Annotated in this window: 32 protein-coding genes and 1 pseudogene; 20 read left to right on the top strand and 13 right to left on the bottom strand. The window is 72.4% G+C overall.

Annotated features, from left to right (window positions below; translation table 11 throughout):
• Positions 1-18 precede the first annotated feature (18 nt).
• Positions 19-393 carry a thioesterase family protein gene (locus tag AC3X7Z_RS16335; protein ID WP_186341605.1) on the top strand — a complete coding sequence of 125 codons (375 nt, stop codon included), beginning with the start codon at positions 19-21 and terminating at the stop codon, positions 391-393.
• 93 nt (positions 394-486) lie between these two features.
• Here the strand turns inward: AC3X7Z_RS16335 and AC3X7Z_RS16330 are convergent, their stop codons facing one another.
• From AC3X7Z_RS16330 to AC3X7Z_RS16290, 9 genes are all read right to left on the bottom strand, one after another.
• Positions 487-1,434: an ABC transporter permease gene (locus AC3X7Z_RS16330; protein ID WP_489976606.1), complete on the bottom strand. Its 948-nt coding sequence runs from the start codon at positions 1,432-1,434 to the stop codon at positions 487-489.
• Positions 1,431-2,318, bottom strand: coding sequence for an ABC transporter ATP-binding protein (locus AC3X7Z_RS16325; protein ID WP_489976605.1), 888 nt, complete (start codon positions 2,316-2,318; stop codon positions 1,431-1,433). Before AC3X7Z_RS16325 ends, AC3X7Z_RS16330 begins: the two co-directional genes overlap by 4 nt.
• The gene (locus AC3X7Z_RS16320) at positions 2,315-2,710 is read right to left on the bottom strand and encodes a GntR family transcriptional regulator (RefSeq protein ID WP_489976604.1); all 396 of its coding nucleotides are present in this window, start codon (positions 2,708-2,710) and stop codon (positions 2,315-2,317) included. The genes AC3X7Z_RS16325 and AC3X7Z_RS16320 overlap by 4 nt, the downstream gene beginning before the upstream one ends.
• A 204-nt stretch (positions 2,711-2,914) precedes the next feature.
• Positions 2,915-3,475, bottom strand: coding sequence for a sugar O-acetyltransferase (locus AC3X7Z_RS16315; protein WP_489976603.1), 561 nt, complete (start codon positions 3,473-3,475; stop codon positions 2,915-2,917).
• A gap of 93 nt (positions 3,476-3,568) precedes the next feature.
• On the bottom strand, positions 3,569-3,643 hold the full coding sequence (locus AC3X7Z_RS16310; RefSeq protein ID WP_369759046.1) for a 50S ribosomal protein bL37: 75 nt from the start codon (positions 3,641-3,643) through the stop codon (positions 3,569-3,571).
• A gap of 86 nt (positions 3,644-3,729) precedes the next feature.
• The gene (gene rsrA, locus AC3X7Z_RS16305) at positions 3,730-4,017 is read right to left on the bottom strand and encodes a mycothiol system anti-sigma-R factor (RefSeq protein WP_186341601.1); all 288 of its coding nucleotides are present in this window, start codon (positions 4,015-4,017) and stop codon (positions 3,730-3,732) included.
• A complete protein-coding gene (locus tag AC3X7Z_RS16300) occupies positions 4,014-4,673 on the bottom strand; it encodes a sigma-70 family RNA polymerase sigma factor (RefSeq protein ID WP_186341600.1) in 660 nt (219 codons plus the stop codon). The genes rsrA and AC3X7Z_RS16300 overlap by 4 nt, the downstream gene beginning before the upstream one ends.
• 62 nt (positions 4,674-4,735) lie before the next feature.
• Entirely contained in the window at positions 4,736-5,398 is a 663-nt protein-coding gene (locus AC3X7Z_RS16295; protein ID WP_186341599.1) for an alpha/beta hydrolase family protein, read from the bottom strand.
• Positions 5,395-6,135 (bottom strand): SOS response-associated peptidase, encoded by a 741-nt coding sequence (locus AC3X7Z_RS16290; protein ID WP_489976602.1) that lies wholly within the window; start codon positions 6,133-6,135, stop codon positions 5,395-5,397. The genes AC3X7Z_RS16295 and AC3X7Z_RS16290 overlap by 4 nt, the downstream gene beginning before the upstream one ends.
• A 121-nt stretch (positions 6,136-6,256) precedes the next feature.
• Here AC3X7Z_RS16290 and AC3X7Z_RS16285 point away from each other — a divergent pair, with 121 nt between their 5' ends.
• The 3 genes from AC3X7Z_RS16285 to rsgA are packed head-to-tail and all read left to right on the top strand — an operon-like array spanning position 6,257 to position 9,116.
• Positions 6,257-6,787, top strand: coding sequence for a DoxX family protein (locus AC3X7Z_RS16285; protein WP_489976601.1), 531 nt, complete (start codon positions 6,257-6,259; stop codon positions 6,785-6,787).
• Between the two features lie 20 nt (positions 6,788-6,807).
• Positions 6,808-8,115 (top strand): 3-phosphoshikimate 1-carboxyvinyltransferase, encoded by a 1,308-nt coding sequence (aroA, locus tag AC3X7Z_RS16280; RefSeq protein ID WP_489976600.1) that lies wholly within the window; start codon positions 6,808-6,810, stop codon positions 8,113-8,115.
• Entirely contained in the window at positions 8,112-9,116 is a 1,005-nt protein-coding gene (gene rsgA, locus AC3X7Z_RS16275; protein ID WP_489976599.1) for a ribosome small subunit-dependent GTPase A, read from the top strand. Before aroA ends, rsgA begins: the two co-directional genes overlap by 4 nt.
• A 24-nt stretch (positions 9,117-9,140) precedes the next feature.
• Here rsgA and AC3X7Z_RS16270 read toward each other — a convergent pair whose 3' ends face one another.
• Positions 9,141-9,602, bottom strand: coding sequence for a DUF2231 domain-containing protein (locus AC3X7Z_RS16270; RefSeq protein ID WP_186341595.1), 462 nt, complete (start codon positions 9,600-9,602; stop codon positions 9,141-9,143).
• Positions 9,603-9,644: 42 nt separating this feature from the next.
• On the opposite strand from AC3X7Z_RS16270, the gene AC3X7Z_RS16265 reads away from it, so the two are divergent.
• From AC3X7Z_RS16265 to AC3X7Z_RS16240, 6 genes and pseudogenes are all read left to right on the top strand, one after another.
• Positions 9,645-10,532 (top strand): inositol monophosphatase family protein, encoded by an 888-nt coding sequence (locus tag AC3X7Z_RS16265; protein ID WP_186341594.1) that lies wholly within the window; start codon positions 9,645-9,647, stop codon positions 10,530-10,532.
• An 84-nt stretch (positions 10,533-10,616) separates the two neighbouring features.
• Positions 10,617-11,048 carry a CBS domain-containing protein gene (locus AC3X7Z_RS16260; RefSeq protein WP_489976598.1) on the top strand — a complete coding sequence of 144 codons (432 nt, stop codon included), beginning with the start codon at positions 10,617-10,619 and terminating at the stop codon, positions 11,046-11,048.
• Between the two features lie 59 nt (positions 11,049-11,107).
• Positions 11,108-11,449 (top strand): FKBP-type peptidyl-prolyl cis-trans isomerase, encoded by a 342-nt coding sequence (locus AC3X7Z_RS16255; RefSeq protein WP_186341817.1) that lies wholly within the window; start codon positions 11,108-11,110, stop codon positions 11,447-11,449.
• A gap of 136 nt (positions 11,450-11,585) precedes the next feature.
• A pseudogene (locus AC3X7Z_RS16250) lies at positions 11,586-12,020 on the top strand (ABC transporter ATP-binding protein); the annotation flags it as partial.
• 103 nt (positions 12,021-12,123) lie between these two features.
• Entirely contained in the window at positions 12,124-12,480 is a 357-nt protein-coding gene (locus AC3X7Z_RS16245; protein ID WP_489976597.1) for a DUF8746 domain-containing protein, read from the top strand.
• Positions 12,477-13,283 (top strand): ABC transporter permease, encoded by an 807-nt coding sequence (locus AC3X7Z_RS16240; protein WP_186341592.1) that lies wholly within the window; start codon positions 12,477-12,479, stop codon positions 13,281-13,283. Before AC3X7Z_RS16245 ends, AC3X7Z_RS16240 begins: the two co-directional genes overlap by 4 nt.
• Positions 13,284-13,324: 41 nt before the next feature.
• Here the strand turns inward: AC3X7Z_RS16240 and AC3X7Z_RS16235 are convergent, their stop codons facing one another.
• Positions 13,325-13,603, bottom strand: coding sequence for an RNA-binding S4 domain-containing protein (locus AC3X7Z_RS16235; protein WP_186341591.1), 279 nt, complete (start codon positions 13,601-13,603; stop codon positions 13,325-13,327).
• Positions 13,604-13,670: 67 nt separating this feature from the next.
• Between AC3X7Z_RS16235 and AC3X7Z_RS16230 the strand changes: the two genes are divergently transcribed.
• Entirely contained in the window at positions 13,671-14,894 is a 1,224-nt protein-coding gene (locus AC3X7Z_RS16230) for a phospholipase D-like domain-containing protein (protein WP_489976596.1), read from the top strand.
• Between the two features lie 37 nt (positions 14,895-14,931).
• Here AC3X7Z_RS16230 and AC3X7Z_RS16225 read toward each other — a convergent pair whose 3' ends face one another.
• Positions 14,932-16,239 carry a DUF445 domain-containing protein gene (locus AC3X7Z_RS16225; protein ID WP_489976595.1) on the bottom strand — a complete coding sequence of 436 codons (1,308 nt, stop codon included), beginning with the start codon at positions 16,237-16,239 and terminating at the stop codon, positions 14,932-14,934.
• A gap of 53 nt (positions 16,240-16,292) precedes the next feature.
• Here AC3X7Z_RS16225 and AC3X7Z_RS16220 point away from each other — a divergent pair, with 53 nt between their 5' ends.
• Both AC3X7Z_RS16220 and AC3X7Z_RS16215 read left to right on the top strand, forming a co-directional pair.
• Positions 16,293-16,688, top strand: a complete 396-nt coding sequence (locus AC3X7Z_RS16220; RefSeq protein WP_186341588.1) for an FAD synthase family protein — start codon at positions 16,293-16,295, stop codon at positions 16,686-16,688.
• A 144-nt stretch (positions 16,689-16,832) separates the two neighbouring features.
• Complete coding sequence (locus tag AC3X7Z_RS16215) at positions 16,833-18,419, top strand: MXAN_6640 family putative metalloprotease (RefSeq protein ID WP_489976594.1); 1,587 nt, start codon at positions 16,833-16,835, stop codon at positions 18,417-18,419.
• Between the two features lie 22 nt (positions 18,420-18,441).
• Here the strand turns inward: AC3X7Z_RS16215 and AC3X7Z_RS16210 are convergent, their stop codons facing one another.
• Positions 18,442-19,065, bottom strand: a complete 624-nt coding sequence (locus tag AC3X7Z_RS16210; RefSeq protein WP_489976593.1) for a TetR/AcrR family transcriptional regulator — start codon at positions 19,063-19,065, stop codon at positions 18,442-18,444.
• A 39-nt stretch (positions 19,066-19,104) separates the two neighbouring features.
• Between AC3X7Z_RS16210 and AC3X7Z_RS16205 the strand changes: the two genes are divergently transcribed.
• From AC3X7Z_RS16205 to AC3X7Z_RS16175, 7 genes are all read left to right on the top strand, one after another.
• On the top strand, positions 19,105-20,358 hold the full coding sequence (locus tag AC3X7Z_RS16205) for an acyl-CoA dehydrogenase family protein (RefSeq protein ID WP_489976592.1): 1,254 nt from the start codon (positions 19,105-19,107) through the stop codon (positions 20,356-20,358).
• Entirely contained in the window at positions 20,355-21,143 is a 789-nt protein-coding gene (locus AC3X7Z_RS16200) for an SDR family NAD(P)-dependent oxidoreductase (protein WP_186341585.1), read from the top strand. Before AC3X7Z_RS16205 ends, AC3X7Z_RS16200 begins: the two co-directional genes overlap by 4 nt.
• Positions 21,140-22,213 carry a phosphotransferase family protein gene (locus AC3X7Z_RS16195; RefSeq protein WP_489976591.1) on the top strand — a complete coding sequence of 358 codons (1,074 nt, stop codon included), beginning with the start codon at positions 21,140-21,142 and terminating at the stop codon, positions 22,211-22,213. The genes AC3X7Z_RS16200 and AC3X7Z_RS16195 overlap by 4 nt, the downstream gene beginning before the upstream one ends.
• On the top strand, positions 22,210-22,878 hold the full coding sequence (locus AC3X7Z_RS16190) for a histidine phosphatase family protein (RefSeq protein WP_489976590.1): 669 nt from the start codon (positions 22,210-22,212) through the stop codon (positions 22,876-22,878). The genes AC3X7Z_RS16195 and AC3X7Z_RS16190 overlap by 4 nt, the downstream gene beginning before the upstream one ends.
• A gap of 7 nt (positions 22,879-22,885) precedes the next feature.
• Positions 22,886-23,629 (top strand): SDR family oxidoreductase, encoded by a 744-nt coding sequence (locus AC3X7Z_RS16185; RefSeq protein WP_489976589.1) that lies wholly within the window; start codon positions 22,886-22,888, stop codon positions 23,627-23,629.
• Between the two features lie 93 nt (positions 23,630-23,722).
• Positions 23,723-24,448 (top strand): DinB family protein, encoded by a 726-nt coding sequence (locus AC3X7Z_RS16180; RefSeq protein ID WP_489976588.1) that lies wholly within the window; start codon positions 23,723-23,725, stop codon positions 24,446-24,448.
• A gap of 251 nt (positions 24,449-24,699) precedes the next feature.
• Complete coding sequence (locus AC3X7Z_RS16175) at positions 24,700-25,092, top strand: hypothetical protein (RefSeq protein WP_489976587.1); 393 nt, start codon at positions 24,700-24,702, stop codon at positions 25,090-25,092.
• Positions 25,093-25,248: the final 156 nt, after the last annotated feature.

Below are 25,248 nucleotides of genomic sequence, written 5' to 3'. Positions count from 1 at the left end.
TCCCCGGAAGGCCTGCCCATGCCCGACCTCGCGCCCGCCACGCTGACCTACACCGTCACCGACGACGACACCGCAGCCGCGGTGGGCAGCGGGTCCCTCCCCGTGCTCGGCACCCCGCGGCTGCTCGCCTGGCTGGAGGCCGCCACCTGCGCCAGCCTCGACCCCGCGCTCGACGAGGGGTCCACCAGCGTGGGCACGCGGGTGCAGGTCGAGCACCTCGCGGCCAGCCCCGTCGGCGCCGAGGTGGAGGTCAGCGCCTCCAGCGCCTACGCGGACGGCCGGCTGCACCGCTTCACCGTCAGCGCCCGCGACACCACCACCGGCAAGGTGCTCGCGGCCGGCGAGATCACCCGCGTCGTCGTCGACGCCGAGCGGTTCCTCTCGCGCCTCTGACGACCGCACGATTCAGTACGTCGGCCTGGGACGTCGCCGTGCCATCCCATCCGGTCGACGGGTCCGCTCGGCCACGTGGGTCGTGGCACGGGTTCAGGGGCGGGAGCTGAGCGCCGGTTCCGAGTCTGCCGGGGCGCTCACCGCTGCGCTCCGGCGTCCGAGCACGAGCCGCCAGGTGATGACGAGCAGCGCGACCGTGACCGCGAGGAGGATCCCGGTCTCGATGAGCTGGAAGGCCCAGAACCGATCCGCCGGGTGGTAGCCGACCGGCTCCAGCAGCCGGATCGAGCCGGGGCCGATGGGACCCCCTCGCAGCTCGGCGTCGTCAGTGACCATCGGGGTCCCCCGGACGACCCAGCCTCCGACGAGGTCGGCGGGGACGCTCGTCACGAGCGGCTCCCGGTAGCGGGGGCGCAGGACGAACTCGATGAACAGCCGGACCGCCAGGTAGGCCGGCACGACGAGCGCCGCCGCGAACAGGGTTCGCTTGACGACGGCGCCGGCGAGGATGCCGATCGCGACCGACACCAGCACGTAGCCCGGGAGCACCAGCACGGTGTGGTTGAACACGTCGGTCTCGAACCCTCCGCTTGCCGTCGGCGCCATCCACCAGCTCAGGCCGGCGGCGAAGGCCACGGCGACCATGACCGTGCCGGTGAGCACCGCGGCGAGCTTGACGACGAGCCACCGGGTCCGGGTCACCCCCTGCGTCCAGACCAGCTGCCAGGTGCGCTGCTCGTACTCCCGGGCGAGCAGTGGCGCGCCGACGAGCATGCCGACGAGTGCCGGCGACAGCGGCAACCAGTTGGCGAAGACCTGGGGAAGGGTGGCGTACCTGGCCTCGAAGGCGATCACGTCATCGAGACAGTCGGGGGTGCGGTTCGACGACGTGATCAACGCGTTGCAGGCGGCGATGCCGTCGCGGTCGAAGGCACGGTGCATCGGCAGCCCGTGCATCAGCAGCAGCAGGCCGAGCGCCCCCAGCACGACGAGCGCGCCGACCAGCTCACCGCGATGCTGTCGCCAGACCAGCCAGGTCATGGCACGAGCTCCTTCGCACCGGACTGGGGATGCTCGGACAACGCGCGCCGGAGGTAGCCGAGCACGAGCTCCTCGAGGCCGACCGGGTGCGCCTGCCACCCCAGCATCGGCAGGGAGGGATCGACGCGGGCGAGGACGTGGGCGTGGCGGTCGCCGCGGTCGACGTGGACCACGCCCGGCCAAGCGGGCACGTCCGCACCGGGCCCGGTCAGCACCTTGTGGCGGGCGAGGAGGTCGTCGATCTCGCCGGCGAGCTGCACACAGCCGTCCGCGACCAGCACCAGGTGATCACACACCCGCTCGAGCTCGCCGACGTTGTGCGAGGACAGCAGAACGGTCATCTCGCCGTCCGCGACGCTCGCCATCAGCGTCTGCATGAACTCTCGTCGCGCGAGCGGGTCGAGGCTGGCCACCGGCTCGTCCAGGATCAACAGCCGTGGCCGCTTGGCGAGGGCCAACGCCAGTGCCACCTGCGCCTGCTGGCCACCGGAGAGCCGACCGGCGGGCCGATCGATCGGGATGCCGTGGTCGGCGAGCCGGCGCTCGGCCAGCTCCTGGTCCCACGTCTCGTTGAGGCCCCTGCCCATGCGCAGCAGGTCCCGGATGCGGAAGCGTCGGTAGAGCGGATGGTCCTGGGCGACGAAGCCCAGCTGGGACAGCGCCCGGGGCGACTCGGCCGGCGCCAGCTCGCCGAACAGTGCGATCGATCCGGTCGTCGGCCGGATCAGGCCGGCCGCCAGCTGGAGCAACGTCGTCTTGCCGGCCCCGTTGGGGCCGACCAGCGCGATCACGCCACCCGTGGGGAGGTCCAGCTCGCAGTCCCGCAGCGCCCAGGTCCCGCTGTAGCTCTTGCCGAGCCCCGACGTCACCAGCGCCGCGTTCATGCCGCGCCCTCCTCGGCCAGCTCCCGGCGGACGACGGCGATCAGCGCCGCGACCCCTTCGTCGTCCAGCCCCGCCTGCTCAGCGTCCACGAGCCAACGCTCGAGACCGCGGCGCAGGGCCGCGTAGCGTGCCGGAGCGATCGTGGTCCGCGGCGCGCCGGTCACGAACGTGCCGACGCCGGGCTTCGCGGAGACCAGGCCCTCCTGCTCCAGCTGCCGGTAGGCCTTGGAGACGGTGTTGGGATTGATGGCGAGCTGCTCGACCGCCTCACGGATCATCGGCAGCTGGTCGCCGTCCTTCAGGTATCCCAGGAGGACGGCCTGCCGGACCTGGTGGACGAGCTGGAGGTACGGCGGGACCCCCGAGCCGCTGTCGAGCCGGAAGACGAACATGCGGACCACCTCTGCTTTCCTATGAACCTAGTGAAACAGAAGTGCTGCGGCAGGTCAATGGGCTGGTGCGACGATGCTCCTCGGCGGAGGCGACCGGCCACCCCGGATCACGGACTCGCAGTCCCGCTACATCGACTTCGTGCGTTGAGCCTGCACGTCCGGGGTGGCCACCCGGGACACACCGACCGAGGCCGACGGCGCCCGTCAGAGCTCGCGGACCACCCGGGCCGGAGAGCCCACCGCGACGACTCCGGAGGGCAGGTCGCGGGTCACGACCGACCCCGCCCCGACGACCGTGTCTGCCCCGATCGTCACTCCGGGGCACACGATCACCCCGCCGCCGAGCCAGACGTTGTCGCCGATCGTGATGGGCTCCGCGGCCTCCCACTTGTCGCGCCGCGGGCCGGGCTCGATCGGGTGCGTGGCGGTGAGCAGCTGGACGTGGGGGCCGATCTGCACGTCGTCGCCGATCGTGATCCGCGCGACGTCGAGGAGCACCACGCCCCAGTTGATGAAGGTGCGGGCGCCGATCGTCGTCTGGTAGCCGAAGTCGCAGTGCAGGGGCGGGCGCAGCTGGCTGCCCTCCCCGAAGCCCTCGAACAGCTCCTCCAGCAGCTCGCGACGCCCCACCGTGTCGTTCGGGCTCAGCGTGTTGATCCGGTGGGCCAGCAGCTGGGCGCGCCGGGACTCCTCGGCCAGGACGGGGTCGTCGGCGATGTAGGGCTCGCCGGCGAGCATCCGATCGCGCATCGTCTTCTCGCTCATCTCGCCACCGTACAAGCCACCCGGCCCGTGCCCGGACGTGCAAAAGTCCCCGCCGCAGCGGGGACTTCTACGAGATGACGGCGCGGGTGCGCGTCAGGCGTTGGGGCGCTTGCCGTGGTTCGCGCCCTTCTTCTTGCGAGCGCGGCGCTTGCGTCCGGTCTTGCCCATGGTGGTCCTCCTGGAGTCGGTGCTCGGAGCAGTGTCTCAAATCCGCCCGGAGGCGGCGAATCGGGTCGGCCTCGGGGCCTGTCGGCTCAGGCGCCGGCGTCCGTGATCCGGACGTGGACCTGGTGCAGCTGCAGTCGTACGCGGTCGCGCAGCGACTCCGGCGCCGACTCCGAGCACGACCGCGCGACGAGCTGCTTGACCGCACGCTGGAGGTCGTAGCGCTCGAGGCAGGGACCGCACTCGCGCAGGTGCATCTCGACGACGGTGCAGTCGGCCTGGTCGAGCTCGTTGTCGAGGAGGTAGACGATGCGCTCGATGTAGTCGACGCAGTCGTCGTCGCTGTCGTCGGGGCCGTGGTGCTCGTGGCTGCTCACGCCTTGCTCCCCTCTCCCGGTCCGGGCACCGTGGACGCCGGCAGGAGGTCGTTGGTCCGCACGTAGTCGGCCAGCATGTCGCGGAGCTGGCGACGACCGCGGTGCAGGCGGGACATCACGGTGCCGATGGGCGTGTCCATGATCTCCGCGATCTCCTTGTAGGGGAATCCCTCGACGTCGGCGAGGTAGACCGCGAGGCGGAACTCCTCGGGAAGGCGCTGCAGGGCGTCCTTGACCTCCGAGTCGGGCAGGTGCTCGAGCGCCTCCATCTCGGCCGACCGCAACCCGGTCGAGGAGTGCGACTCCGCGCGGGCGAGCTGCCAGTCCTCCACGTCCTCCGACATCGACTGCTGCGGCTGCCGCTGCTTCTTGCGGTAGGTGTTGATGTAGGTGTTGGTGAGGATGCGGTAGAGCCAGGCCTTGAGATTGGTGCCCGGCTTGAACTGGTGGAAGGCGCTGTAGGCCTTGGCGAAGGTCTCCTGCACGAGGTCCTCGGCGTCGGCGGGGTTGCGGGTCATCCGCATCGCCGCGCCGTAGAGCTGGTCCAGGTAGGGCAGCGCATCGCGCTCGAAGCGCGTGGTGCGCTCGTCGGAGCTCTCGTCCTCGACGGCGATCTCGACAGGGGGGGACGTCTCGTCCCGGAGCGATTCAGTCATCGCGTCCCAGAGTACCGCCGTGGGTGGATCCAGGGTCGTCGCAGTCACACCGACCCAACACCTCACCCCGCCCGGGGATTCCCGACGATCTCGCGCACCAGCCACTCCAGGGTCGACTCGACCACGATGCCCATCGCCTCGTCCTGGCTGATGTCACCCCGCGCGGGGACCTTGAGCCCGTGATCGGCCCCCGGGACCACGACCAGGTCGAGCCCGCCGAGGTCGCCGGGGAACTCCTCGGGCCGCCCCATCGCGTCGCGCTCGCCCTGCACCACGAGCGTCGGCAGGCCGACGGACCGCAGCTCGGGGAGGCGGGTGGGCTCGGCGCGACCGGGCGCGTGGAGCGGGAACGACAGCGCCAGGCAGCCGCTGGCGCCGAGCGAGCGGGCCGTGCGGGCCGCCGAGCGGGCGCCGGCGGAGCGTCCGCCGACCACGAGGGGCGTACGCACCCGCATCGCGTCGGCGGCGCACGTCAGCGCGACGTCGAGGGTCGGCGGTGCGGTGGCGATCTTGCGCCCCGCGACGCGCCACGGCTGCTCGAACAGCACGACGGAGAAGCCCTGCGCGGGCAGCGCGTCGGCCAGGGCCCACAGGTCGCGGGCGTCCACGCCCCCGCCGGCGCCATGACTGAGCAGGAGGGTGGCGATCGGCCGGTTGGCGCGCCGGGTGTGGAGGCGGCCCTCCCCGTGCGGGGTGGCGACGGTGCGGACGGAGGCCTTCTTCACTCGTCCTCCAGGGGCAGCGGCTCGATCAGCTCGGGGCCGTTGTTGCGCACGTTGCTGACCAGCCTCGGCACGGCGTAGGCCTCGAGGCGGCCCGGTGCGGCCGGCACCAGGAGGGAGGTGTCGCCCGGCGTCGTCGGGTCGAGCCACTCGTGCCAGCGCTCGCGCTCCACCATCAGCGGCATCCGGTCGTGGATGTGCCCGAGCGAGTCCTCTGCCTCCGTGGTCAGCACCGTGCAGGTCCAGCGGAAGCGGTCGGGGTCGTCCTCGGCCCTCGACGGGTCGCGCCAGATCTCGTAGAGCCCCGCCATCGCGAGCACCCCGCCGTCCTTGGGACGGATGAAGAACGGCTGCTTGACCGGCTTGCCCTTCGCGTCGGTGCGCGAGGTGGGATACCACTCGAAGTAGCCGTCGGCGGGCAGCAGCGCGCGACGGGACGCGAACGCCTTGCGGTAGGCCGGCTTGTCCGCCACCGTCTCCATCCGCGCGTTGATCATCCGGTTGCCGATGGAGGGGTCCTTCGCCCACGACGGCACCAGGCCCCAGGTGAGGACCCGCAGCTGGCGCTGCGGGGGCTCGTCGGAGTCGCGCGACGGCGGCCGCTCGACGACGGCGTAGACCTCCTTGGTGGGCGCGACGTTGTAGTCGGCCGCCAAGGGAGCAGCGATGCGGCTCTCGACGACCTCGAACTCCTCGACGAGGTCGTCGGCGCTCCGGGACGACGCATAGCGACCACACACGTGGCCCACCCTAGGGGAGCCGGGCGTCGGCCTCAGTGGCACGGCGCGAGTGGCACCGCGCGGCACCGGCGCACCCCTGCGGGCGCGGCAGCGCCGCGAGGACATCGTGTAGACAGGGCGCATGACGATCACCCGGTTGCTCGCACGCCCCATGTTGGCCACGATCTTCGTCGCTGGCGGCATCAACGCCCTCCGCAACACCGAGGGGCACGCTCAGAGGGCCAAGAAGGTGGTCGACCAGGTCGTGCCGGTCGTGGAGCAGGTCGCGCCCGGCGCGCCGATCCCCACCGACCCGGCCACGCTGGTCCGGATCAACGCCGGCGCCCAGATCGTCGCCGCCGCCGCCCTCGCCACCGGCCGGGCGCCGCGCCTGAGCGCGACCGTGCTCGCGGCCTCGCTCGTGCCGACCACGCTGGCGGGGCACGCCTTCTGGAACGAGACCGAGCCGCAGGCCAAGAACGCCCAGCGCCTGCAGTTCTTCAAGAACACCTCCGTCCTCGGTGGCCTCCTGCTGGCCGCGGTCGACACCGAGGGCAGGCCCGGGCTGGCCTGGCGGGCCCGGCGCGCCGCGTCCGACGTGCGCCGCGAGGCCCGGCACGTCGCCAAGAACGCCCGCCGCGAGGCCAAGCTCGCCAGGGCCCAGTTGACCTGAGCTCTCGATAGGGTGCGCGGGTGAGTGAGCTCTGGCCGGCCCCGCGCCCCCACGCCCCCGTCGACCGGGTCGTGTCGCTGCCCGGCAGCAAGTCGCTGACCAACCGCGCGCTCGTGCTCGCGGCGATCGCCGACGGCCCCAGCGTCGTACGACGTCCGCTGCGCTCGCGCGACACCCTGCTCATGGTGGGCGCGCTCACCGCGCTCGGCACGGAGGTCCACGACACCAGCGGCCCCGGCTCGGGCGACTGGGCCGTCTCCCCCGCCCCCTGGGACCGCGACGCCGACGTCGACTGCGGCCTGGCCGGCACGGTGATGCGCTTCGTGCCGCCGATCGCCGGCCTGGCGCGCGGCACGGTGCGCTTCGACGGCGACCCGCACATGCGGCAGCGCCCCGTCGGCCCGATGCTCGCGGCGCTGGGCGCGCTCGGGGTGCGGGTCGACGACGGCGGCCGGGGAGCGCTGCCCTTCGCGGTGGCGGGCACGGGATCGGTGCCCGGCGGCACGGTCACCATCGACGCCAGCGCCTCGTCGCAGTTCGTATCCGCCCTGCTGCTCGCCGGCGCCCGCTACGAGCACGGTGTCGACGTGCGCCACGTCGGCAAGCCCGTGCCGTCGCTGCCCCACATCGAGATGACCGTGCAGATGCTGCGCCGCCACGGTGTCGAGGTCGACGACGGCGACGCCAACCGCTGGGCGGTCTCCCCCGGCCCGGTGCGGGCGGTCGACCACGACATCGAGCCCGACCTCTCCAACGCCGCGCCGTTCCTCGCCCTCGCGGCCGCGACCGGAGGCCGCGTGACCGTCACCGACTGGCCTTCCTCGACCACGCAGCCAGGCGACGAGCTGCGCGAGATCCTCACGCTGATGGGCTGCGACGTCGCCCTCGGCGACAACGGCCTCACCGTGGTCGGGCCGCCGCGGCTCTCGGGTGTCGACCTCGACCTGCACGACGTCGGCGAGCTGACTCCCGCCGTGGCCGCCCTCTGCGCGCTGGCCGACTCGCCCTCCCACCTGCGCGGCGTCGCGCACATCCGCGGCCACGAGACCGACCGGATCGCCGCGCTCGCCGCCGAGCTCGGCCGGCTCGGGGCCGACGTGACCGAGCGCGAGGACGGACTGACCATCCGGCCGGCGCCCCTGCACGGCGGCACGTTCCGCACCTATGCCGACCATCGCATGGCCCACGCCGGCGTCATCCTCGGCCTCGCCGTGGACGACGTGCTCGTGGAGGACATCGCCACCACCTCCAAGACCTTCCCCGACTTCGCCGGGGCCTGGAGCCGGGCCGTGGGCGCCGCCCCGAGCGGCGTCGGGGCGAGCTCGTGACGGGTCGCTACTCCGAGCACGACCACGAGCACTACGAGCGGCCACGGCGCCGCACCCGTCCCCGCACCAAGGACCGGCCCACCTACGACGACGCCGTCGAGGCCCGGGTGGTCACCGTCGACCGCGGCCGCTTCACGCTGCTCGTCGACGGCCACCGCGCGATGGCGATGAAGTCGCGCCCGCTCGGACGCAAGGGCGTCGTGGTGGGCGACCGGGTGCGGGTCGTCGGCGACACCAGTGGCGCCGACGGGTCGCTGGCCCGCATCGTCGAGGTGGTCGAGCGCACCACCACGCTGCGCCGCACGGCCGACGACGACGACCCGGTCGAGCGGGTCATCGTCTCCAACGCCGACCAGCTGGTCGTCGTGACCGCCCTGGCCGACCCCGAGCCGCGCCCGCGGCTGATCGACCGTGCGCTGGTGGCGGCCTACGACGCCGGGATGGCGCCGCTGCTGTGCCTGACCAAGGCCGACCTGGCCGACCCCGAGACGCTGCTCTCGACCTACCGGTCGCTGGGGGTGCCGTGGGTGGTGACCCAGCTCAAGGGCGAGGGCGCCGGCGACCTCACCGAGCTGCGCGAGCGGCTGAGGGGGCGCACGAGCGTGCTGGTGGGCCACAGCGGCGTCGGCAAGTCCACCCTGGTCAACGCGCTGATCCCCGACGCCGGCCGCGAGGTCGGCATCGTCAACGCCGTGACCGGCCGCGGGCGCCACACCTCGACCAGCGCCTACCTGCTCGAGCTGCCCGACGGCGACGGCTGGATCATCGACACCCCCGGCATCCGGTCCTTCGGGCTCGCCCACGTGCGGCCGGAGAACCTCATCGAGGCGTTCCCCGACCTCGACGAGATGACCGAGACGTGCCCGCGCGGCTGCACCCACGGCGGCGACGAGCCGGAGTGCGGCCTCGACGAGGCGATCGCGGCGGGCGAGGCCGACCCCGACCGGGTGGAGTCGTTCCGGCGGCTGCTCGCCGCCCGTGAGGCCTCCACCGACTGGTGAGCGCCCGGCGCCGGACCGGAGCGCCTAGCCCCAGACCGCCGTCGTGCCGGAGTCCCCGGCGAGGTAGACCGTGACGAGGACGGCCACCGACGCGGCGACGAGCAGCACCGCCACCGGGACGCCGAAGCGGGTCTCGCGGGCACCCCGGCCGGAGGCGAGCGCCGAGGCGCCGCCCAGGGCCCAGGCGGCGAGTCCGGCGACCACGACGTAGCCGAGGACCACGTTGCGCAGCATCCCCCCCGCATCCTCGTGGTCGGCCACGATGGGCGCGAGCTCGGGGCGCGACGCCAGCAGGTCCTCCCCGGCCTGCACCGCGAGGAGCGCCGCGCCGGCCACCACGACCGCGAGGACCACGAGCGGCCACCGCAGCAGCCAGCGCCACCGCGGCACGGCGGCGTACGCCAGTCCCGTCAGGGCGGCCAGCGGCCCGAGCACGACGACGGCGTGGACGACGAGCGGGTGCAGCGGCACCCCGTTGAGCTCCATGGGGTGCAGGCTAGGGCGCGAGGCTGGGAATAGCCTGTGAACATGCCCCGCACCGGCTCGACCGATCACACCGACGACCTGCGCCTGGCCCACGTCCTGGCCGACGACGCGGACTCGCTGACCCAGTCCCGCTTCAAGGCCCTCGACCTCCACGTCATGAGCAAGCCCGACCTGACCCCGGTCACCGACGCCGACCGGGCCGTCGAGGAGGGGATCCGGCGCACCCTCTCGCGGGTCCGCTCGCGCGACGCCGTGGTCGGCGAGGAGCAGGGCACGACCGGGCACGGACAGCGGCGGTGGATCGTGGACCCGATCGACGGCACGAAGAACTTCGTGCGCGGCGTGCCGGTCTGGGCGACCCTGATCGCGCTCGCCATCGACGACGAGGTCGTGCTCGGCGTGGTCTCCGCGCCCCAGCTGCAGCGCCGGTGGTGGGCCTCGGCGGGCAACGGCGCGTGGACGGGCCGCTCCCTGCTCAAGGCCACGCGGTGCGAGGTGTCCGACGTGCGACGCCTCGAGGACGCGTCGCTCAGCTACTCCTCGCTGTCGGGCTGGGACGAGCGCGACCGCCTCGACGACTTCGTCTCCCTCTCCCGGCGCTGCTGGCGCACCCGCGCCTACGGCGACTTCTGGTCCTACATGCTGCTCGCCGAGGGGGCCGTCGACCTGGCGGCCGAGCCGGAGCTCGAGCTCTACGACATGGCCGCCCTCGACGTCATCGTGCGCGAGGCGGGCGGCCGGTTCACCTCGCTCGACGGCACCGACGGGCCGTGGGGCGGCAACGCGCTGGCCTCCAACGGCCACCTCCACGACGCCGCCCTGTCGTTCCTGGGCGCGGCGGACGACGACACCGACCCCGACGTGCCCCGTCGCGGGCCCGGCTCGGTCAGCACCCTGCGCACCCGGCAGGCGCCGCCGGTGCTCGACTGACGGGGACGCGGCACCCCTGTCCCTCGGTGCCGGGCTTGGCTACGGTGACCTCTCACCCGTTCTGCCGGACGAGAGGTCGAGACCATGAAGATCAAGGACGTCATCCAGGGCAAGGGCAGCCAGGAGGTCGTGACGATCGGCCCCGACGCCTCCGTGCGCGAGCTGGTGGCCCTGCTGGCCGAGCACAACGTCGGCGCCCTGGTGGTGAGCGAGGACGGCGAGCACGTGGCGGGCATCGTCAGCGAGCGCGACGTCGTACGCCGCCTGCACGACGACTCCGGCGTGCTGGAGAGCACCGTCAGCTCGATCATGACCGCCGACGTGCGCACGTGCACGGCCGACGACGGGCTCACCGAGCTGATGCAGACCATGACCGAGCACCGCGTCCGGCACGTCCCGGTGGTGGACTCCGGACGGCTCACCGGCATCATCAGCATCGGTGACGTGGTCAAGAGCCGGATCGGTGAGCTCGAGTTCGAGCGCGACCAGCTCGACAGCTACGTCCACCAGACCTGACCCACCTGCCTGACTCGAATGGAGAGATCGTGAGCGAGAAGCCCGACGTCGACCCCCACATGGGCGACGCGCCCGCCGACCTGGAGGTCACCGACCTCGTCGAGGGAGAGGGTGCCGAGGCCACAGCCGGCTCCACCGTCTCCGTGCACTACGTCGGCGTCGCCCACTCCACGGGCGAGGAGTTCGACGCGTCCTACAACCGCGGCACGCCGCTGGAGTTCCGCCTCGGCATCGGCCAGGTCATCTCCGGCTGGGACACCGGCGTGCAGGGCATGAAGGTCGGCGGCCGCCGCCGCCTGGTCATCCCGCCGCACCTGGGTTACGGCGACCGCGGCGCCCCCGGTGCCATCAAGCCGGGCGAGACGCTGATCTTCGTGGTCGACCTGCTCGACGTGCGCTGAGCCCCCGACCGCTCACCCAGCCTGGGCGTCGTGGACCGGGATCGCGACCTGCACCCGGTCCTCGACGCCCAGCTCGGTGAACACCGCCCGACAGGGTCCTCCCCGACGGACGCCTTCGGTCCGCAAGACTGGGCCCATGATCAGAGTCGAGAACCTCACCAAGCGCTACGGCGGGTTCACCGCCGTGGACGACATCTCGTTCGAGGTCCGCCCGGGCAGCGTCGTCGGCTTCCTCGGACCCAACGGGGCCGGCAAGTCCACCGCCATGCGGATGATGACGGGCCTCACGCCGGCCACGTCCGGACGCGCCACCATCCTCGGTCGCCCCTACCGCGACCTCCACAACCCCGGACGCCAGGTCGGCGTCATGCTCGACGCGTCCGCCCAGCACCCCGGCCGGACCGGCCGCGAGGTGCTGCGGGTCGCCGCGATCTCGCTCGGCGTCTCCAAGGCCCGCGTCGAGGAGGCCCTCGCCCTCGTGGGGCTGACCGACGAGGAGGCCGGCCGCCGGGTGCGCAACTACTCCCTCGGCATGCGCCAGCGCCTCGGCCTCGCCGCCGCGCTGCTCGGCGAGCCGCAGGTGCTCGTCCTCGACGAGCCGGCCAACGGGCTCGACCCGCAGGGCATCCACTGGATGCGGCCTGCTGCGCCGCTTCGCCGACGGTGGCGGGACGGTGCTGCTCTCGAGCCACCTGCTCCACGAGGTGCAGGTCGTCGCCGACGACCTGGTGATGATCGGCCGCGGGCGGATCGTGGCGATGGGCTCCAAGGACGAGCTCCTCCGGCGCGGCGGCACCTCGGTCACCTCGACCGACGACGACCGACTGGCCCGGCTCCTGCAGGACGACGGGGTCGACGTGACGCGGACCGGCGCCGGCCTCGTCGTCGACGCCGAGCCCCGGGTGGTCGGCGAGATCGCCGCCCGCGAGTCCGTCGTGCTCCTCGAGCTGCGCAGCGGCGGCTCGGACGGCCTGGAGGAGATGTTCCTCGACCTCACCGCCGCCACCTCTCGTGAAGGAGACGCAGCATGAGCACCGACACCGCCACCACCACCCCCGCCGTCGGCGACGGGTCCACCGGCCGACCGGGCGACCCGACGCCGCTGGCCGGCCGCCCCGGCGTGCCGTTCTCGCGCACCCTGCACGCCGAGGTGCGCAAGATGGTGGACACCCGCGCCGGCCGGTGGATGGTCATCGTGATGGCCGCGCTGACCGTGCTGATCCTGGGCGCGTTCGTGATCTGGGGCCCGACGGACGACGCGTCGTTCACCGACCTCGTGCAGATCGCCATCCAGCCGCTCGCGATGCTGCTCCCGGTGATCGGCATCATGGCCGCCACCGCCGAGTGGTCCCAGCGCACCGGCCTGGTCACCTTCACCCTGGAGCCGCGCCGCGGGCGCGTCGTGCTCGCCAAGGCGCTGGGCGCACTGGTGCTCGGGCTCGTCGTCATGGCCGTCGCCTTCGCCGCGGCCGCGCTCGCCAATCTGGCCAGCGGCGGCACCTGGGACCTCGGGGCGGGCGCCGCCGGCAAGCTCGTCCTGGCCCTCCTGATCTTCGTCCTGCAGGGCGTCGCGTTCGGGCTGCTGTTCCTCAACACACCGGTCGCCATCGTGACGGTGCTCGTCCTGCCGACCGCGTGGACCATCGTCACCCAGGTCGTCGGCTCGCTCTCCGGCGTCGGCGCGTGGCTCGACCTGAACGCTGTCACCCGCCCCCTGCTGAGTGGGGACATCACCGCCCGCGACTGGGCGCAGCTCGGCACCGGGGTCGGCGTGTGGGTGCTGCTGCCCCTGGCCGTCGGCACCTGGCGGGTGCTGGCGCGCGAGGTGAAGTAGCCCGCTACCGGAGACGACCGCGGGGGACGTCACAGGGGACGTCACCAGGGGACGTCGATCTCGACCTCTCCGGTGGCGACCCGGGCCGCCTGCCCGCCCAACGCGACCACGTCGCCGGGGGCGAGCTGGCGGCCCCGGCGCGTCTCGACCTCCCCGTTGACGAGCACCGCGCCGTCGGCGAGCACCGGCTTGGCATCGGCACCGCTCTCGACGAGGTTGGCCAGCTTGAGGAACTGACCGAGCCGGATCGACTCGTCGCGGATCGGCACGTCGACCGGCTCGGGCTGTGCGGACGGGGACGACGGCGACTCGGGCGACATGAGGCCAGTGAACCAGCCCGGGCGCGTTCCGTGCCAAGGTGTGCGGGTGGTGCGACGTGTGGGACTGGTGGCAGGGATCCTGTCGTGCCTGCTCGCGCCGCTCCTGGCGCTCACCGCACCCGCCAGCACCGCACCCGCCAGCACCGCACCGGCCAGCACCGCACCGGCCCCGGGCGAGCGCCCGGTCGCCGCGCCCGGGCAGAGCGGGTGCCGGGCCGAGGGCGGCATCGAGGTGTGCTTCACCTCGCCGCCGACCGTGCCGCGCGACCCGACCGTGCTCGACCGGCCCAGCCGGCTCTTCGACACCGCGGGCCCGGGTGACACGATCCGCATCGCGATGTTCCGGTGGGACATCAAGCCGCCGACCGACGCGATCCTGGCCGCGCAGCGGCGCGGCGCGACGGTGCTGCTCGTCGGCGACGACGACCTGCGGCTCAACAAGCAGGGCCGCCGGCTGATCGAGACGCTCGAGCAGCAGGACCCCGCGATCCGCAACGTGACCATCTGCAAGGGCGCCTGCCTCCCGTGGCGCGCCCCGGGACCCTTCCCCGACAGCCAGGACGTGCAGCACCTGAAGTTCTTCCTGACCGACATCGGCGGGGTGCAGTCCTTCATCACGTCCTCGGCCAACCTCGAGGACCGTCAGTACCGCCAGTACAACTCGTTCATCAAGATCGACGACCCCGGGCTCCACGCCTTCGGCGTCGACTACTTCGCCCGGCTGCAGGCCCAGCGGCTGACGGTGGACGGCGAGCGCTGGGACGACCGACGCAAGGTGTGGTCCAGCGGCGACGTCACGGCGGCCGTCTACCCCAACCGCAGCGACCTGCTCCTCTCGACGCTCAGGTCCCTCCGGTGCACCCCGGGCGCCCGCGACGTGTCGGCGATGATCGCGGTGATCCAGCGCGCCGACGTGCGCGCCCAGCTGGCCCGGCTCTCCGCCCGCGGCTGCCGGGTGCGGATCGTGACCTCGCGCGACACGGTGGAGAACTGGGTGCAGCGCGCGCTGCCCAGCGGCGACATCCCCGACGGCCGGGTCCGCACCGTCCTCACCCACGACAAGATGCTCGTCGCGCACGCGCGCTTCCGGGGCAGGACCACGCACCTCGTGGTGACCGGCACCTCCAACACCACCTGCGGCGGCCTGCTCTACAACGACGAGGTCATGCTGCGCGTGGTGGGCAACCGGTGGCTGCACGACCAGTACCTCGCACACTTCGACGACGCGTACGCCCGTGCGCACCAGAGCCGCTCGCGGGTCATGCCGGTCATGAAGCCCTGCCGGCGCTGACCCCCCGCCGACCGCGGGTGGGGCGTCGGTGGTCCGGTCAGTGCACCGCCAGGCTCACCGCGTGGATCACGACGCCCACGAGGCCGCCGACGATCGTGCCGTTGATGCGGATGAACTGGAGGTCGCGCCCGACGTGCAGCTCGATGCGCCGCGCCGCCTCCTTGCCGTCCCACCGCTCGATCGTCGAGGTGATGACCGTCGTCACCTCGGCGCCGTAGCGCTCGACCGCGAAGACCGTGAGGTCGGCCGCGACGCGGTCGAGCCGCTCGCGCAGTGCCGCGTCGTCGCGCAGCCGCTCGGCGAACACGCCGAGCTCCTCGAGCACCCGCTGGCGCACGGCGCCCTCGGGGTCGCGGATGGAGCCGAGCAGCGCCGAGCGCATCGCCTTCCACAGCGAGATCGCCGTCGTGACGACCTGGGGGTGCTCGAGCAGGCGCTCCTTGAGGGCCTCCGTGCGGCGCACCGTCTCCTCGTCGTTGAGCAGGTCGTGGGCGAGCTGGCCGAGCATCGAGTCGAGTGCCTCGCGGGCCCGGTGGTGCGGGTCGTCGCGGATGTCCTCCAGCCAGGCCATCGCCTGCACGTGCATCCGCGAGGTGACGACGTCGTTGAGCCGGGGCGGCGCCCACCAGGGCGCCCTCTCCTCCAGCACCCGGATGAACGTGTCGGGGTTGTCGCGCAGCCAGGTGTGCAGCTCGTCGACGGCGAGGTCGACCAGCCCGTGGTGCAGGTCGTCGCGCAGCACCTCCATCAGGGTCGTGCCCAGCAGCGGCGAGATCGGCTCGTCGCGGAACCGCGGGACGAGCGCCTGGCTGACCAGGTCGGCGACGTGGTCGTCGCGCACCTTCCCGAGGGCGATCACCGCCACCTCGGCGGCCTCGTCGACCACGCGGCGCGCGTGGGCGGGGTCCCCCAGCCATGCGCCCACCCGCGCCGAGATCGTCGCGGCGGCCACCCGCTCGCGGATGATGTCCTCCTGGAGGAAGTTCTCCCCGACGAACTCCTGGAGCCCCCTGCCCAGCTCGTCCTTGCGCTTGGGCACGAGGGCGGTGTGCGGGATCGGCAGCCCCAGGGGGTGCTTGAACAGCGCGGTCACGGCGAACCAGTCGGCGATCGCGCCGACCATCGACGCCTCCGCGCCGGCGTTGACGAACCCCCAGAAGCCGTCGCGACCGAGAGTCGCGACGTAGACGCAGGCGGCGAGCAGCAGCAGCCCGACCGCGACCGTGCGCATCCGGCGCAGCCCTCGTCGCCGGGCCTCGTCGGCGCCCGGGTCGGGGGTGATCAGCGTGATCGGCGGGGGGCTCGGGGACGAGCCGGCCGGCGAGGTGGCGGAGGTGGCGACCATGCGGGCCATCCTCCCCCACCACCCGTCACGCACCGCGTGCCAGAATGCCGCGCATGCCTCGCACCGTGATCACCTTCGGCACGTTCGACGTGTTCCATGTCGGACACCTGCGCGTGCTCGAGCGTGCCGCCGAGCTCGGCGAGCGACTGGTCGTCGGCGTCTCCGCCGACGCGCTCAACGAGCGCAAGAAGGGTCGTGCGCCGATCTTCAGCCAGCGCGAGCGCCTCGCGATCGTCGGGGCGCTCAAGGTCGTCGACGAGGTGTTCGTCGAGGAGAGCCTCGAGCAGAAGCGTGACTACCTCCTCGAGCACGGCGCCGACGTGCTGGTGATGGGCGACGACTGGGCCGGGAGGTTCGACGACCTGGCCGACGTCTGCGAGGTCGTCTACCTGCCCCGCACGCCCGCCATCTCCACCACGGCCATCATCGAGCACATCGCCGACCTCTGAGCCGACCTCTGAGCCGACCTCTGAGCCGACCTCTGAGCCGACCTCTGAGCCGCCGAGACCCCCGGCCACACCCGCCCGTCGACACCCTCGTCGGGGCGCGGCGGGGTTAGGGTCGGGCACGACATGATCGACACGAGGGGAACCATGCGCAGATTCGTCACCACCGCTGTGGCCATCGCACTGGTGGGCGGGGCGCTCGGCGCTCCGGCCGTCGCGGCCGCCAACGACCGTCCGGGCAGCACGCCCGGCACATCCGGGGTCCTCGACCCCTCTGACCTGTTCGAGCTCACTCCGGAGCCGGCCCTGCCCGTGCTGGAGGAGGACCTCGAGCCCACCGCCTCCGAGACCCTCGCGACCGCTCGCCGCGTGCTCGCCGGCGACGCCCGGGCGGGCGACCCGTCGGCGACCCTGGTGCTGCGCGACCTCTGGATGAAGCGCACCCAGCTCGAGGGCGACCAGCGTCGGCAGGCCGACGCGCTCCTCGCGCGCCCGACCGACGGCGTCACCGACCCCCAGGGGTTCGGCTACACCGAGGCCGAGGCAGCGCCGCTGTGCAACACCCGCATCTGCGTCCACTACGTCCCGACCGGGATCGACGCCCCGCCGTCGCCCGACTGGCCGGCCCAGAACCTCGCGGTGATGGACTCGGTGTGGTCGACCATCGTCGACCAGATGGGCTTCCGCGCGCCGGTGACCGACGGCAGCAGGGGCGGCGGCCCGCAGTTCGACGTCTACCTCAAGGACCTCGGCGGCTCCCTCTACGGCTTCTGCGCCGGCGAGAAGCGGGCCAAGAAGCGCACCGCGTCGGGCTACTGCGTGCTCGACAACGACTTCGCCGCGTCGCAGTTCCCCAACGGGACGCCGCTGGACAACCTGACCGTCACGGCAGGCCACGAGTTCTTCCACGCCGTCCAGTACGCCTACGACTACGCCGAGGACCCGTGGATGATGGAGTCCACGGCGACCTGGATGGAGGAGCGGATCGCGACCGCGGTCAACGACAACCGCCAGTACCTCCCGGTCAGCCAGATCTACGCCCCCAACATCCCGCTCGACGCCTTCAGCCGCACCAACGGGTTCCAGTACGGCAACTGGGTGTTCTGGGAGTACCTCACCTCGCGCTACGGCAACGGGCTGATGCTCAAGACCTGGAAGCAGGCCGGCAGCCTGAAGAAGGACGGCAAGAAGTACAGCCTCCAGGCCCTGCAGAAGGTGCTCAAGCGCAAGGGTGGCTTCACCAAGAACTACGCCCTGTTCGCCGCCGGCAACCTCACGCCCGCCGCCAACTTCCCCGAGGGCGCCGAGTATCCCGGCCCCAAGGTCCGCGGCGCCAAGCTGCTGAGCAAGCGCAAGCGCGCCAAGCGGTTCGGCACCAAGATCGACCACCTGGCCTCCGCGTCCTACGTCTACGGCCCCGGCAAGGGCCTCGACGGCAAGAAGTGGAAGCTCGCGCTGCGCATCACAGGCCCGGACAAGCGCACCTCGCCGGCCGCCGTGGTGGTCGTCCACCGTCTCGACGGCAAGCGCAAGGTCAAGCTGGTCAAGCTCAACCGGCGCGGCGACGGCACCACCAGGGTGCCCTTCGACAACCGCAAGGTCGCCGCGGTGTCGGTGACGCTGGTCAACGCCTCGACCCGCTTCCGCTGCGGGCGCAACACGGTGCTGGCCTGCGCGGGCAAGCCGCTCGACGACCGGCTGCGCTTCGCGGTGAAAGCGCGCGCCACGAAGTGACGCGCCGATGATCAGGAGCTGATCAGGAGCTGATCCGCAGCAGGGAGTGGAGCGCGGCGACGCACTCCTCCACCAGCTGCGACAACGGGACCGGGCGCTCGTCTGGCGGCACAGCCGACCAGGTGAGCGCCCGGTCCTCCGTGTAGGCCCACCAGGCGTGCACGACGATCCTGGTCGAGGAGCGCTGCGACTCCGGCACGCCGAGCGCCGCCACGACGCGGTCCGTGCTGACGTCGCGCACGGAGTCCATCACCTCGCTGACCCGCGGGTCGGCGACCCCGTGCCCGTGGACGAGCGCGAGGTAGGACCGGCGCCGGCGGTCGATCTGCTCGATCATCAGGCGCGTGGTCATCTCGACCTGCGCCTCCCCCGCCAGCGACTCGTCGGGAGCCGTGTTGCGCAGGATCCGGCGACCGGCCGCCGCGATGCAGGCGAGGTAGAAGTCGGTCTTGGTCGGGAAGTAGTGGAACAGTAGTCCGCGCGAGATGCCGGCCTCCGCGGCGATGTCGTCCATCGACAGGTCCTGGATCGGCGTCTCGACGATCATCGCGAGGCCGATGCCCACCAGCTGGCGGCGCCGGTCGTCGGCGCTCAGCCGTCGTCGTACGACGGGCGCGTCGGCGGGCGGCACCGGGGCGTCGGACATCTGTTGAGCATTGCTCAACAGTGTGCGAAGGTCAACGCCATGGACTTCTCCCTCTCCCCGCGCGCGGCCGACCTGCGCGAGCGCGTGCGCGCGTTCGTCACCGACGAGATCGAGCCCGTCGAGGCCGAGGCGCACCGCCGGATCACCCGGCTCCGCGAGTCCGGCGGCGACAACTGGACCCCCGACCCCGTCATCGCCGAGCTGCAGGCCAAGGCCCGCGCCCAGGGTCTGTGGAACCTCTTCCTCCCCGCCTCGCACGCCGGGCGGTACGCCGCCGACTTCGGCACCGACGGCGGCGACGGGCTCACCAACGTCGACTACGCGCCGGTCGCCGAGGCGATGGGCCGCTCGTTCCTGGCCCCGCTGGTCTTCAACTCCAACGCCCCCGACACCGGCAACATGGAGGTGCTGCTCAAGTACGGCACCGAGGAGCAGAAGCAGCAGTGGCTCGAGCCGCTCCTGCGCGCGGAGATCCGCAGCGCCTTCTGCATGACGGAGCCCGACGTGGCGTCGTCGGATGCCACCAACATGGCCGCCACCGCGGTGCTCGACGGCGACGAGGTCGTCATCAACGGCCGCAAGTGGTGGTCGACCGGCGTCGGCAACCCCGACTGCAAGGTCTTCATCTTCATGGGGCTCTCCGACCCCGACGCCGACCGGCACTCGCGCCACACCATGGTGCTGGTGCCCCGTGACGCCGAGGGCGTCGCCGTCGAGCGGATGCTCACCACGATGGGCTACTACGACGAGCCGCTGGGCCACGGCGAGGTCTCCTTCGACGACGTGCGGGTCCCGGCCTCCCACGTCCTGCTCGGCCCGGGACGCGCGTTCGAGATCGCCCAGGGCCGGCTCGGTCCCGGCCGGGTCCACCACTGCATGCGAGCGATCGGCCTCGCCGAGCGGGCCCTCGAGCTCGCCTGCGCCCGTGCGCTCTCGCGCACCGCCTTCGGCAAGCCGATCGCCAGCCTCGGCGGCAACCGCGAACGCATCGCCGACGCGCGGATCGCCATCAACCGCTCGCGACTGCTGGTGATGCACGCCGCCTGGCTGCTCGACCAGGGCTTGAGCCGGGAGGCCTACTCCGCGGTGAGCGAGATCAAGGTCGAGGTGCCGGCGATGGCCCTGGACGTGATCGACATGGCGATCCAGCTGCACGGCGGGGCCGGGATGTCCGACGACATCCCGCTCGCGGCCGCCTGGGTCGGGGCCCGCACGCTGCGGCTGGCGGACGGACCCGACGAGGTGCACCGCAACGTGGTCGCCAAGATCGAGCTCGGGAAGCACGCCTCGTGAGCGCCCCGTCGAGCAGCAGCGCGCGACGCGTCCTGGTCACCGGTGCCGCCTCGGGGCTCGGTGCCGCGCTGGTCACCGCCTTCCGCGAGAGGGGTGACGAGGTGCTCGCCACCGACCGGGTCGACGCCGACGGCATCGACCTCGTCCTCGACATCACCTCCGACGCCGACTGGGACGCGGCCGTGGACGCCGTCCGGGAGCGGTGGGGCGGTCTCGACGTGCTGGTCAACAACGCCGGCGTCGCCGGTGGCGGGCGGGTCGACCGCTGCACGATCGAGGAGTGGCAGTGGATCACCGACGTCAACCTCTTCGGCGCGGTCCGCGGCACCCGAGCGTTCGTCCCGATGCTCAAGGAGCGGCGCTCGGGCCACCTCGTCAACGTCGCCTCCCTCGCCGGGCTCGTGCACCCGGGCGGGATGGGCTCCTACAACGCGGTGAAGGCTGCTGTCGTGGCCTTCACCGAGACGTGCGGCCACGAGCTGGCGTCCCACGGCATCCGCGCGAGCGTCGTCTGCCCGTCCTACTTCCGCACCAACCTGATGGACTCCCTGCAGGGCAGCGACGAGGCAGTGGGCCGGGTGGTCGCCGGGCTGGTCGAGCGCTCGACCACCACCGCTGACGACATCGCCGCCGCGGTCCTGGCCGGCATCGACGCCGGCGACGACGTGATCGTGCCGGACGAGGCGGCCCGGCAGGCCTTCTTCCTCAAGTGGGCCGACCGACCGGCCTACGACGCGATCATGCGCGACCAGGCCGCGAAGCTCGAGGCGGGAGCGGGCTCGTGAGCGACGTGCCGGGCGCCCGCGAGGTGCGCGCGGAGGACGCGTTCGACGTCCCCCGGGTCGCGGCCTGGCTCCGCGACCACGCCGAGCACGCCGACGGGCTCGACGGCGAGCCGGAGGTCCGGCAGTTCACCGGCGGCGCCTCCAACCTCACCTACCTGCTGCGCTACCCCTCGGGCCGCGACCTCATCGTGCGACGCGCCCCGGCCGGCACCAAGGCGCGTGGGGCGCACGACATGCACCGCGAGCACGCCATCCAGTCGGCGCTCGCGCCGGTCTTCGGCTACGTCGCCCCGATGGTCGCCTTCTGCGACGACGCCGACGTCATCGGCGCCGACTTCTACGCGATGGAGCGGATCCCCGGCGTGATCCCGCGCAGCGAGTGGCCGGGCGACGTGCCCCTGTCCGCCGAGCAGGCGCGCAAGCTGTGCCTGCACGCCGTCGACGTGCTCGCCGAGCTGCACGGCATCGACCCCGGGGCGGCGGGCCTCACCGGTCTCGGCAAGGGCCGCGGCTACGTCCGCCGCCAGGTCGAGGGCTGGTCGACGCGCTACCGCAACGCCCGCACCGACGACGTGCCCGACCTCGAGTCGGTGATGGCGTGGCTCGACGCGCACCAGCCCGACGACGTGGCCACCTGCGTGATCCACAACGACTACAAGCTCGACAACCTGGTGCTCGCCGAGGACGACGTGACGCGCGTGGTCGGGGTGCTCGACTGGGAGATGGCGACCCTGGGCGACCCGCTGATGGACCTCGCGGGCTCGATGGCCTACTGGGTGCAGGCCGACGACGACGAGGAGTTCCAGCTGATGCGGCGGGTGCCGACGCACCTGCCGGGGATGCTGACCCGCGGCGAGTTCGTGGCGGCGTACGCCGAGCGCACCGGCCGGTCCGTCACGCCCGAGCAGTGGCGCTTCTACGAGGTCTTCGGGCTCTTCCGGATGGCGGTGATCGCCCAGCAGATCTACTACCGCTACGTCCACCGCCAGACGACCAACGAGATGTACGCCCTGTTCGGGGCGGCCGTGCAGGTCATCGGCCGCCGGGTCGACAGGTTGATCGCCAGGTGAGCAGCATCCTCCTCGTGCGGCACGGGCAGGCCTCGTTCGGCGCCGCCGACTACGACGAGCTCTCCCCGACCGGCCACGAGCAGTCGCGGCTGCTGGGCGCCGCCCTCGCCGCCCGGGGGGTCGTGCCCGACCTGGTCGTGACGGGCGGGATGAGGCGGCACGCCCAGACGGCGGCCGGCGTGCTCGACGGCGCGGGCTGGTCGACCCCGGCGGACGTCGACCGCGGTTGGAGCGAGTTCGACCACCTGCAGGTGCTGGCCGTCCACGACCAGCCCACCACGACGGGCGGCGAGTCGGAGAAGGCCGCCTTCCAGCGGTGGTTCGAGGAGGCGACGCGCCGCTGGACGTCGGGCGACCACGACGAGTCCTACGACGAGTCGTTCGCGGCGTTCACCGCCCGGGTGGGCGCGGCGCTCGACCGGCTGGCCGACGCGCTGCCCCGCAGCGGCACGGCCGTCGTGCTGACCAGCGGCGGACCGGTGGCCTGGGCGGCGGCCTCGCTCCTCGCCGACGGCGAGCCCGCGCGGACCGACCTGTGGCTGCGGCTCAACCCCGTGTCGATCAACACCGGCACCTCGACCGTCGTCCGTGGCTCGCGCGGCACCACGCTCGTGACGTTCAACGCCGCCGACCACCTCTCCCCCGACCTGATCACCTACCGCTAGGACCCCCGTGCCGACCACCCTCATCACCGGAGCGAGCAGCGGCCTGGGCGCCGAGATGGCCCGCCAGCTGGCCGCCCGCGGCCACGACCTCGCGCTCTGCGCGCGGCGGACCGACCGGCTCGACGCGCTGCGCGACGAGATCGTGGCCGCCCACCCCGAGCGCCGCGTGGCGGTCAAGGCGCTCGACGTCGACGACCACGACGCGGTCTTCCGCGTCTTCGGCGAGCTCCGCGACGAGCTCGGCGGACTCGACCGGGTCGTCGTCAACGCCGGGATCGGGAAGGGCCAGCCGCTCGGCACGGGCCGCTTCGACGCCAACCGCCAGACCGCGATGACCAACTTCGTCGGTGCGCTGGCCCAGACCGAAGCGGCGGCGGCGATCTTCCGCGCCCAGGACTCCGGCCACCTGGTGGTGGTCTCCAGCTTCTCGGCCCTGCGCGGCATGCCGCGCAACATGACGACCTACGCCGCCTCCAAGACCGCGGTCGCCCACCTCGCCGAGGGCTTCCGCGCCGACGTCCACGGCACGCCGATCAAGGTCACCGTGCTCTACCCGGGCTTCATCGTCTCGGAGATGTCGGCCACCGCCACCGCCACTCCCCTGGTCGCCTCGACCGAGAAGGGCGTGCGCGCCATGGTCGAGGCGATGGAGAAGGAGAAGGGCTCCGCCGTGGTCCCCGCCTGGCCCTGGGTGCCGCTGGGGTTCCTGATCAGGCGCGTGCCGGTGTCGGTGCTGCGACGTCTGGCCTAGCGCCGGCTCAGGTGCCTCGTTCGCCCGGGTGAGCCCGAGCCTGCTCGGGCCATGGCGGGGTGGATGTCGGTATGGCGGTGCAGAGTGTCCGGCATGGTCACATTCGAGGATCAAGACATGACTGGTGCCGAGTTTCGCGAGTGCGACATGACCCGGGCTCGTCTGATCGGCGTGGTGATGCAGGACGCGGTCATCGACGGGCTGGTCACCAACCTGGTGGTCAACGGAGTCGAAGTGACGGCGTACGTCGAGGCCGAGCTGGACCGGCGGCACCCGGTGCGAGCGCTGATGCGATCAACCGACCCCACAGACCTACGCGAGGCCGAGCGAGGCCTGCGGGACAGCTGGGCATCCACGGTCGCGCGACTGCGCGGCATGCCCGAGGGGTCAGAGCACCAGCGCGTCGGCGGCGAATGGTCGGCGGTAGAGACCCTGCGCCACCTGGTGTTCGTGCACGACTCGTGGTTCCGTCGCTGCTGCCTTGGGTCACCTCGACGGTTCACGGCAATCGGGTTGGCACCGGCCTTCGTGCCTGACCAGGAGGAGCAAGGCCTGGACCGAGCGGCTGCGCCTGGCCTCGACGAGGTGCTGACGGTGCGCGAGGAGCAGGCCGCCGAGCTCGAGCGTTGGTTGGCGAGCGTGACGACCGATGAGCTGTCGGCGCCCGCGCCCGTGCCTGCTGGGCCGGGCTGGCCGCCGTACGCCGCGGGGAAGACGGTGCTCGAGTGTCTGCGGGTGGTCTTGAACGAAGAGTGGGCGCATCACGGGTTCTGCGAGCGCGACCTCGACCTGCTGGGGGGTGATCGTCGGACGCGATGAGCCATCGGTGGGTACGAGCGGGGGCAGACCCGTGAGGTTCCCCTCCATCTCGACGGCAGGTCGACGAACAACGGCTGGGAAGCCGCCGCCCTTCTCCGTCACGCGGCGATGACGCACCCTCCCCACGCACGCCCAGCGGCAGCTCCGGATGGCCGACGCCTCGCACGCCATGGGCATGAGCGGGCGCCTTGAGTCGTCCTTGCCACACATCAGAACTGGTAGTTTCGCCAGGTGCGTCGTGGCGAGCTGTGGTGGGCGAGATCGACGGGAAGCGACCGGTGGTTGTGCTGTCGGACGAGGCGCGCTCTGAGGTCCACGTCATGCAGATCGTCGCACCGGCCACGTCGGCCGAGAAACGCGGCTTCCTGATCATGTCCGGCGACCAGGCGGTCGACGCCGACAACCGGCGCCGCATGGTCGCCGAAGCCGGTCAGGTTCAAGCCATCGGGATCGAGGTCTGGTTCGGCAGCTCGGAAGGGCTGGCCGAGGAAGGTGTCGTGCGAGTCGCGCTCCCGCAGAACGCGACGGTCTTCTGCACCTGGGGTACGCGCCTCGGCGAGGAACTTCTTGTCGAGCGGATCGGCGCCTGTTCGCCGGAGAAGCTCCGTGAGCTCGACGCCGCCATCCAGTTGGCCGGCCCCTGACGTTCACAGGTGCAGCGTTGTCGGCAACCGGATGGCACAACCAGACCATGCAGGAGGCGGACAGCGGCTGTCCGGGTGCTTTCCAGGTGGCGCGGACAGGCGGCCGAACGGCCAAGGTCGGGGCCGGCACCGATTCGTGCAGCGGACCCCACCTGG

The organism is Nocardioides sp. Z24_21 (assembly GCF_058134345.1).
Note: the sequence above shows the minus strand (reverse complement) of the source record. Positions and strands in the feature narration are given on the sequence as shown.

Bases quoted from the DNA above. Each gene is read 5' to 3' on its own strand.
- AC3X7Z_RS16335 (WP_186341605.1), top strand. From the start codon at position 19: ATGCCCGACCTCGCGCCCGCCACGCTGACCTACACCGTCACCGACGAC.
- AC3X7Z_RS16330 (WP_489976606.1), bottom strand. From the start codon at position 1,434: ATGACCTGGCTGGTCTGGCGACAGCATCGCGGTGAGCTGGTCGGCGCG.
- AC3X7Z_RS16325 (WP_489976605.1), bottom strand. From the start codon at position 2,318: ATGAACGCGGCGCTGGTGACGTCGGGGCTCGGCAAGAGCTACAGCGGG.
- AC3X7Z_RS16320 (WP_489976604.1), bottom strand. From the start codon at position 2,710: ATGTTCGTCTTCCGGCTCGACAGCGGCTCGGGGGTCCCGCCGTACCTC.
- AC3X7Z_RS16315 (WP_489976603.1), bottom strand. From the start codon at position 3,475: ATGAGCGAGAAGACGATGCGCGATCGGATGCTCGCCGGCGAGCCCTAC.
- AC3X7Z_RS16300 (WP_186341600.1), bottom strand. From the start codon at position 4,673: ATGACTGAATCGCTCCGGGACGAGACGTCCCCCCCTGTCGAGATCGCC.
- AC3X7Z_RS16285 (WP_489976601.1), top strand. From the start codon at position 6,257: ATGACGATCACCCGGTTGCTCGCACGCCCCATGTTGGCCACGATCTTC.
- AC3X7Z_RS16270 (WP_186341595.1), bottom strand. From the start codon at position 9,602: ATGGAGCTCAACGGGGTGCCGCTGCACCCGCTCGTCGTCCACGCCGTC.
- AC3X7Z_RS16265 (WP_186341594.1), top strand. From the start codon at position 9,645: ATGCCCCGCACCGGCTCGACCGATCACACCGACGACCTGCGCCTGGCC.
- AC3X7Z_RS16260 (WP_489976598.1), top strand. From the start codon at position 10,617: ATGAAGATCAAGGACGTCATCCAGGGCAAGGGCAGCCAGGAGGTCGTG.
- AC3X7Z_RS16255 (WP_186341817.1), top strand. From the start codon at position 11,108: ATGGGCGACGCGCCCGCCGACCTGGAGGTCACCGACCTCGTCGAGGGA.
- AC3X7Z_RS16240 (WP_186341592.1), top strand. From the start codon at position 12,477: ATGAGCACCGACACCGCCACCACCACCCCCGCCGTCGGCGACGGGTCC.
- AC3X7Z_RS16235 (WP_186341591.1), bottom strand. From the start codon at position 13,603: ATGTCGCCCGAGTCGCCGTCGTCCCCGTCCGCACAGCCCGAGCCGGTC.
- AC3X7Z_RS16225 (WP_489976595.1), bottom strand. From the start codon at position 16,239: ATGGTCGCCACCTCCGCCACCTCGCCGGCCGGCTCGTCCCCGAGCCCC.
- AC3X7Z_RS16220 (WP_186341588.1), top strand. From the start codon at position 16,293: ATGCCTCGCACCGTGATCACCTTCGGCACGTTCGACGTGTTCCATGTC.
- AC3X7Z_RS16215 (WP_489976594.1), top strand. From the start codon at position 16,833: ATGCGCAGATTCGTCACCACCGCTGTGGCCATCGCACTGGTGGGCGGG.
- AC3X7Z_RS16210 (WP_489976593.1), bottom strand. From the start codon at position 19,065: ATGTCCGACGCCCCGGTGCCGCCCGCCGACGCGCCCGTCGTACGACGA.
- AC3X7Z_RS16205 (WP_489976592.1), top strand. From the start codon at position 19,105: ATGGACTTCTCCCTCTCCCCGCGCGCGGCCGACCTGCGCGAGCGCGTG.
- AC3X7Z_RS16180 (WP_489976588.1), top strand. From the start codon at position 23,723: ATGGTCACATTCGAGGATCAAGACATGACTGGTGCCGAGTTTCGCGAG.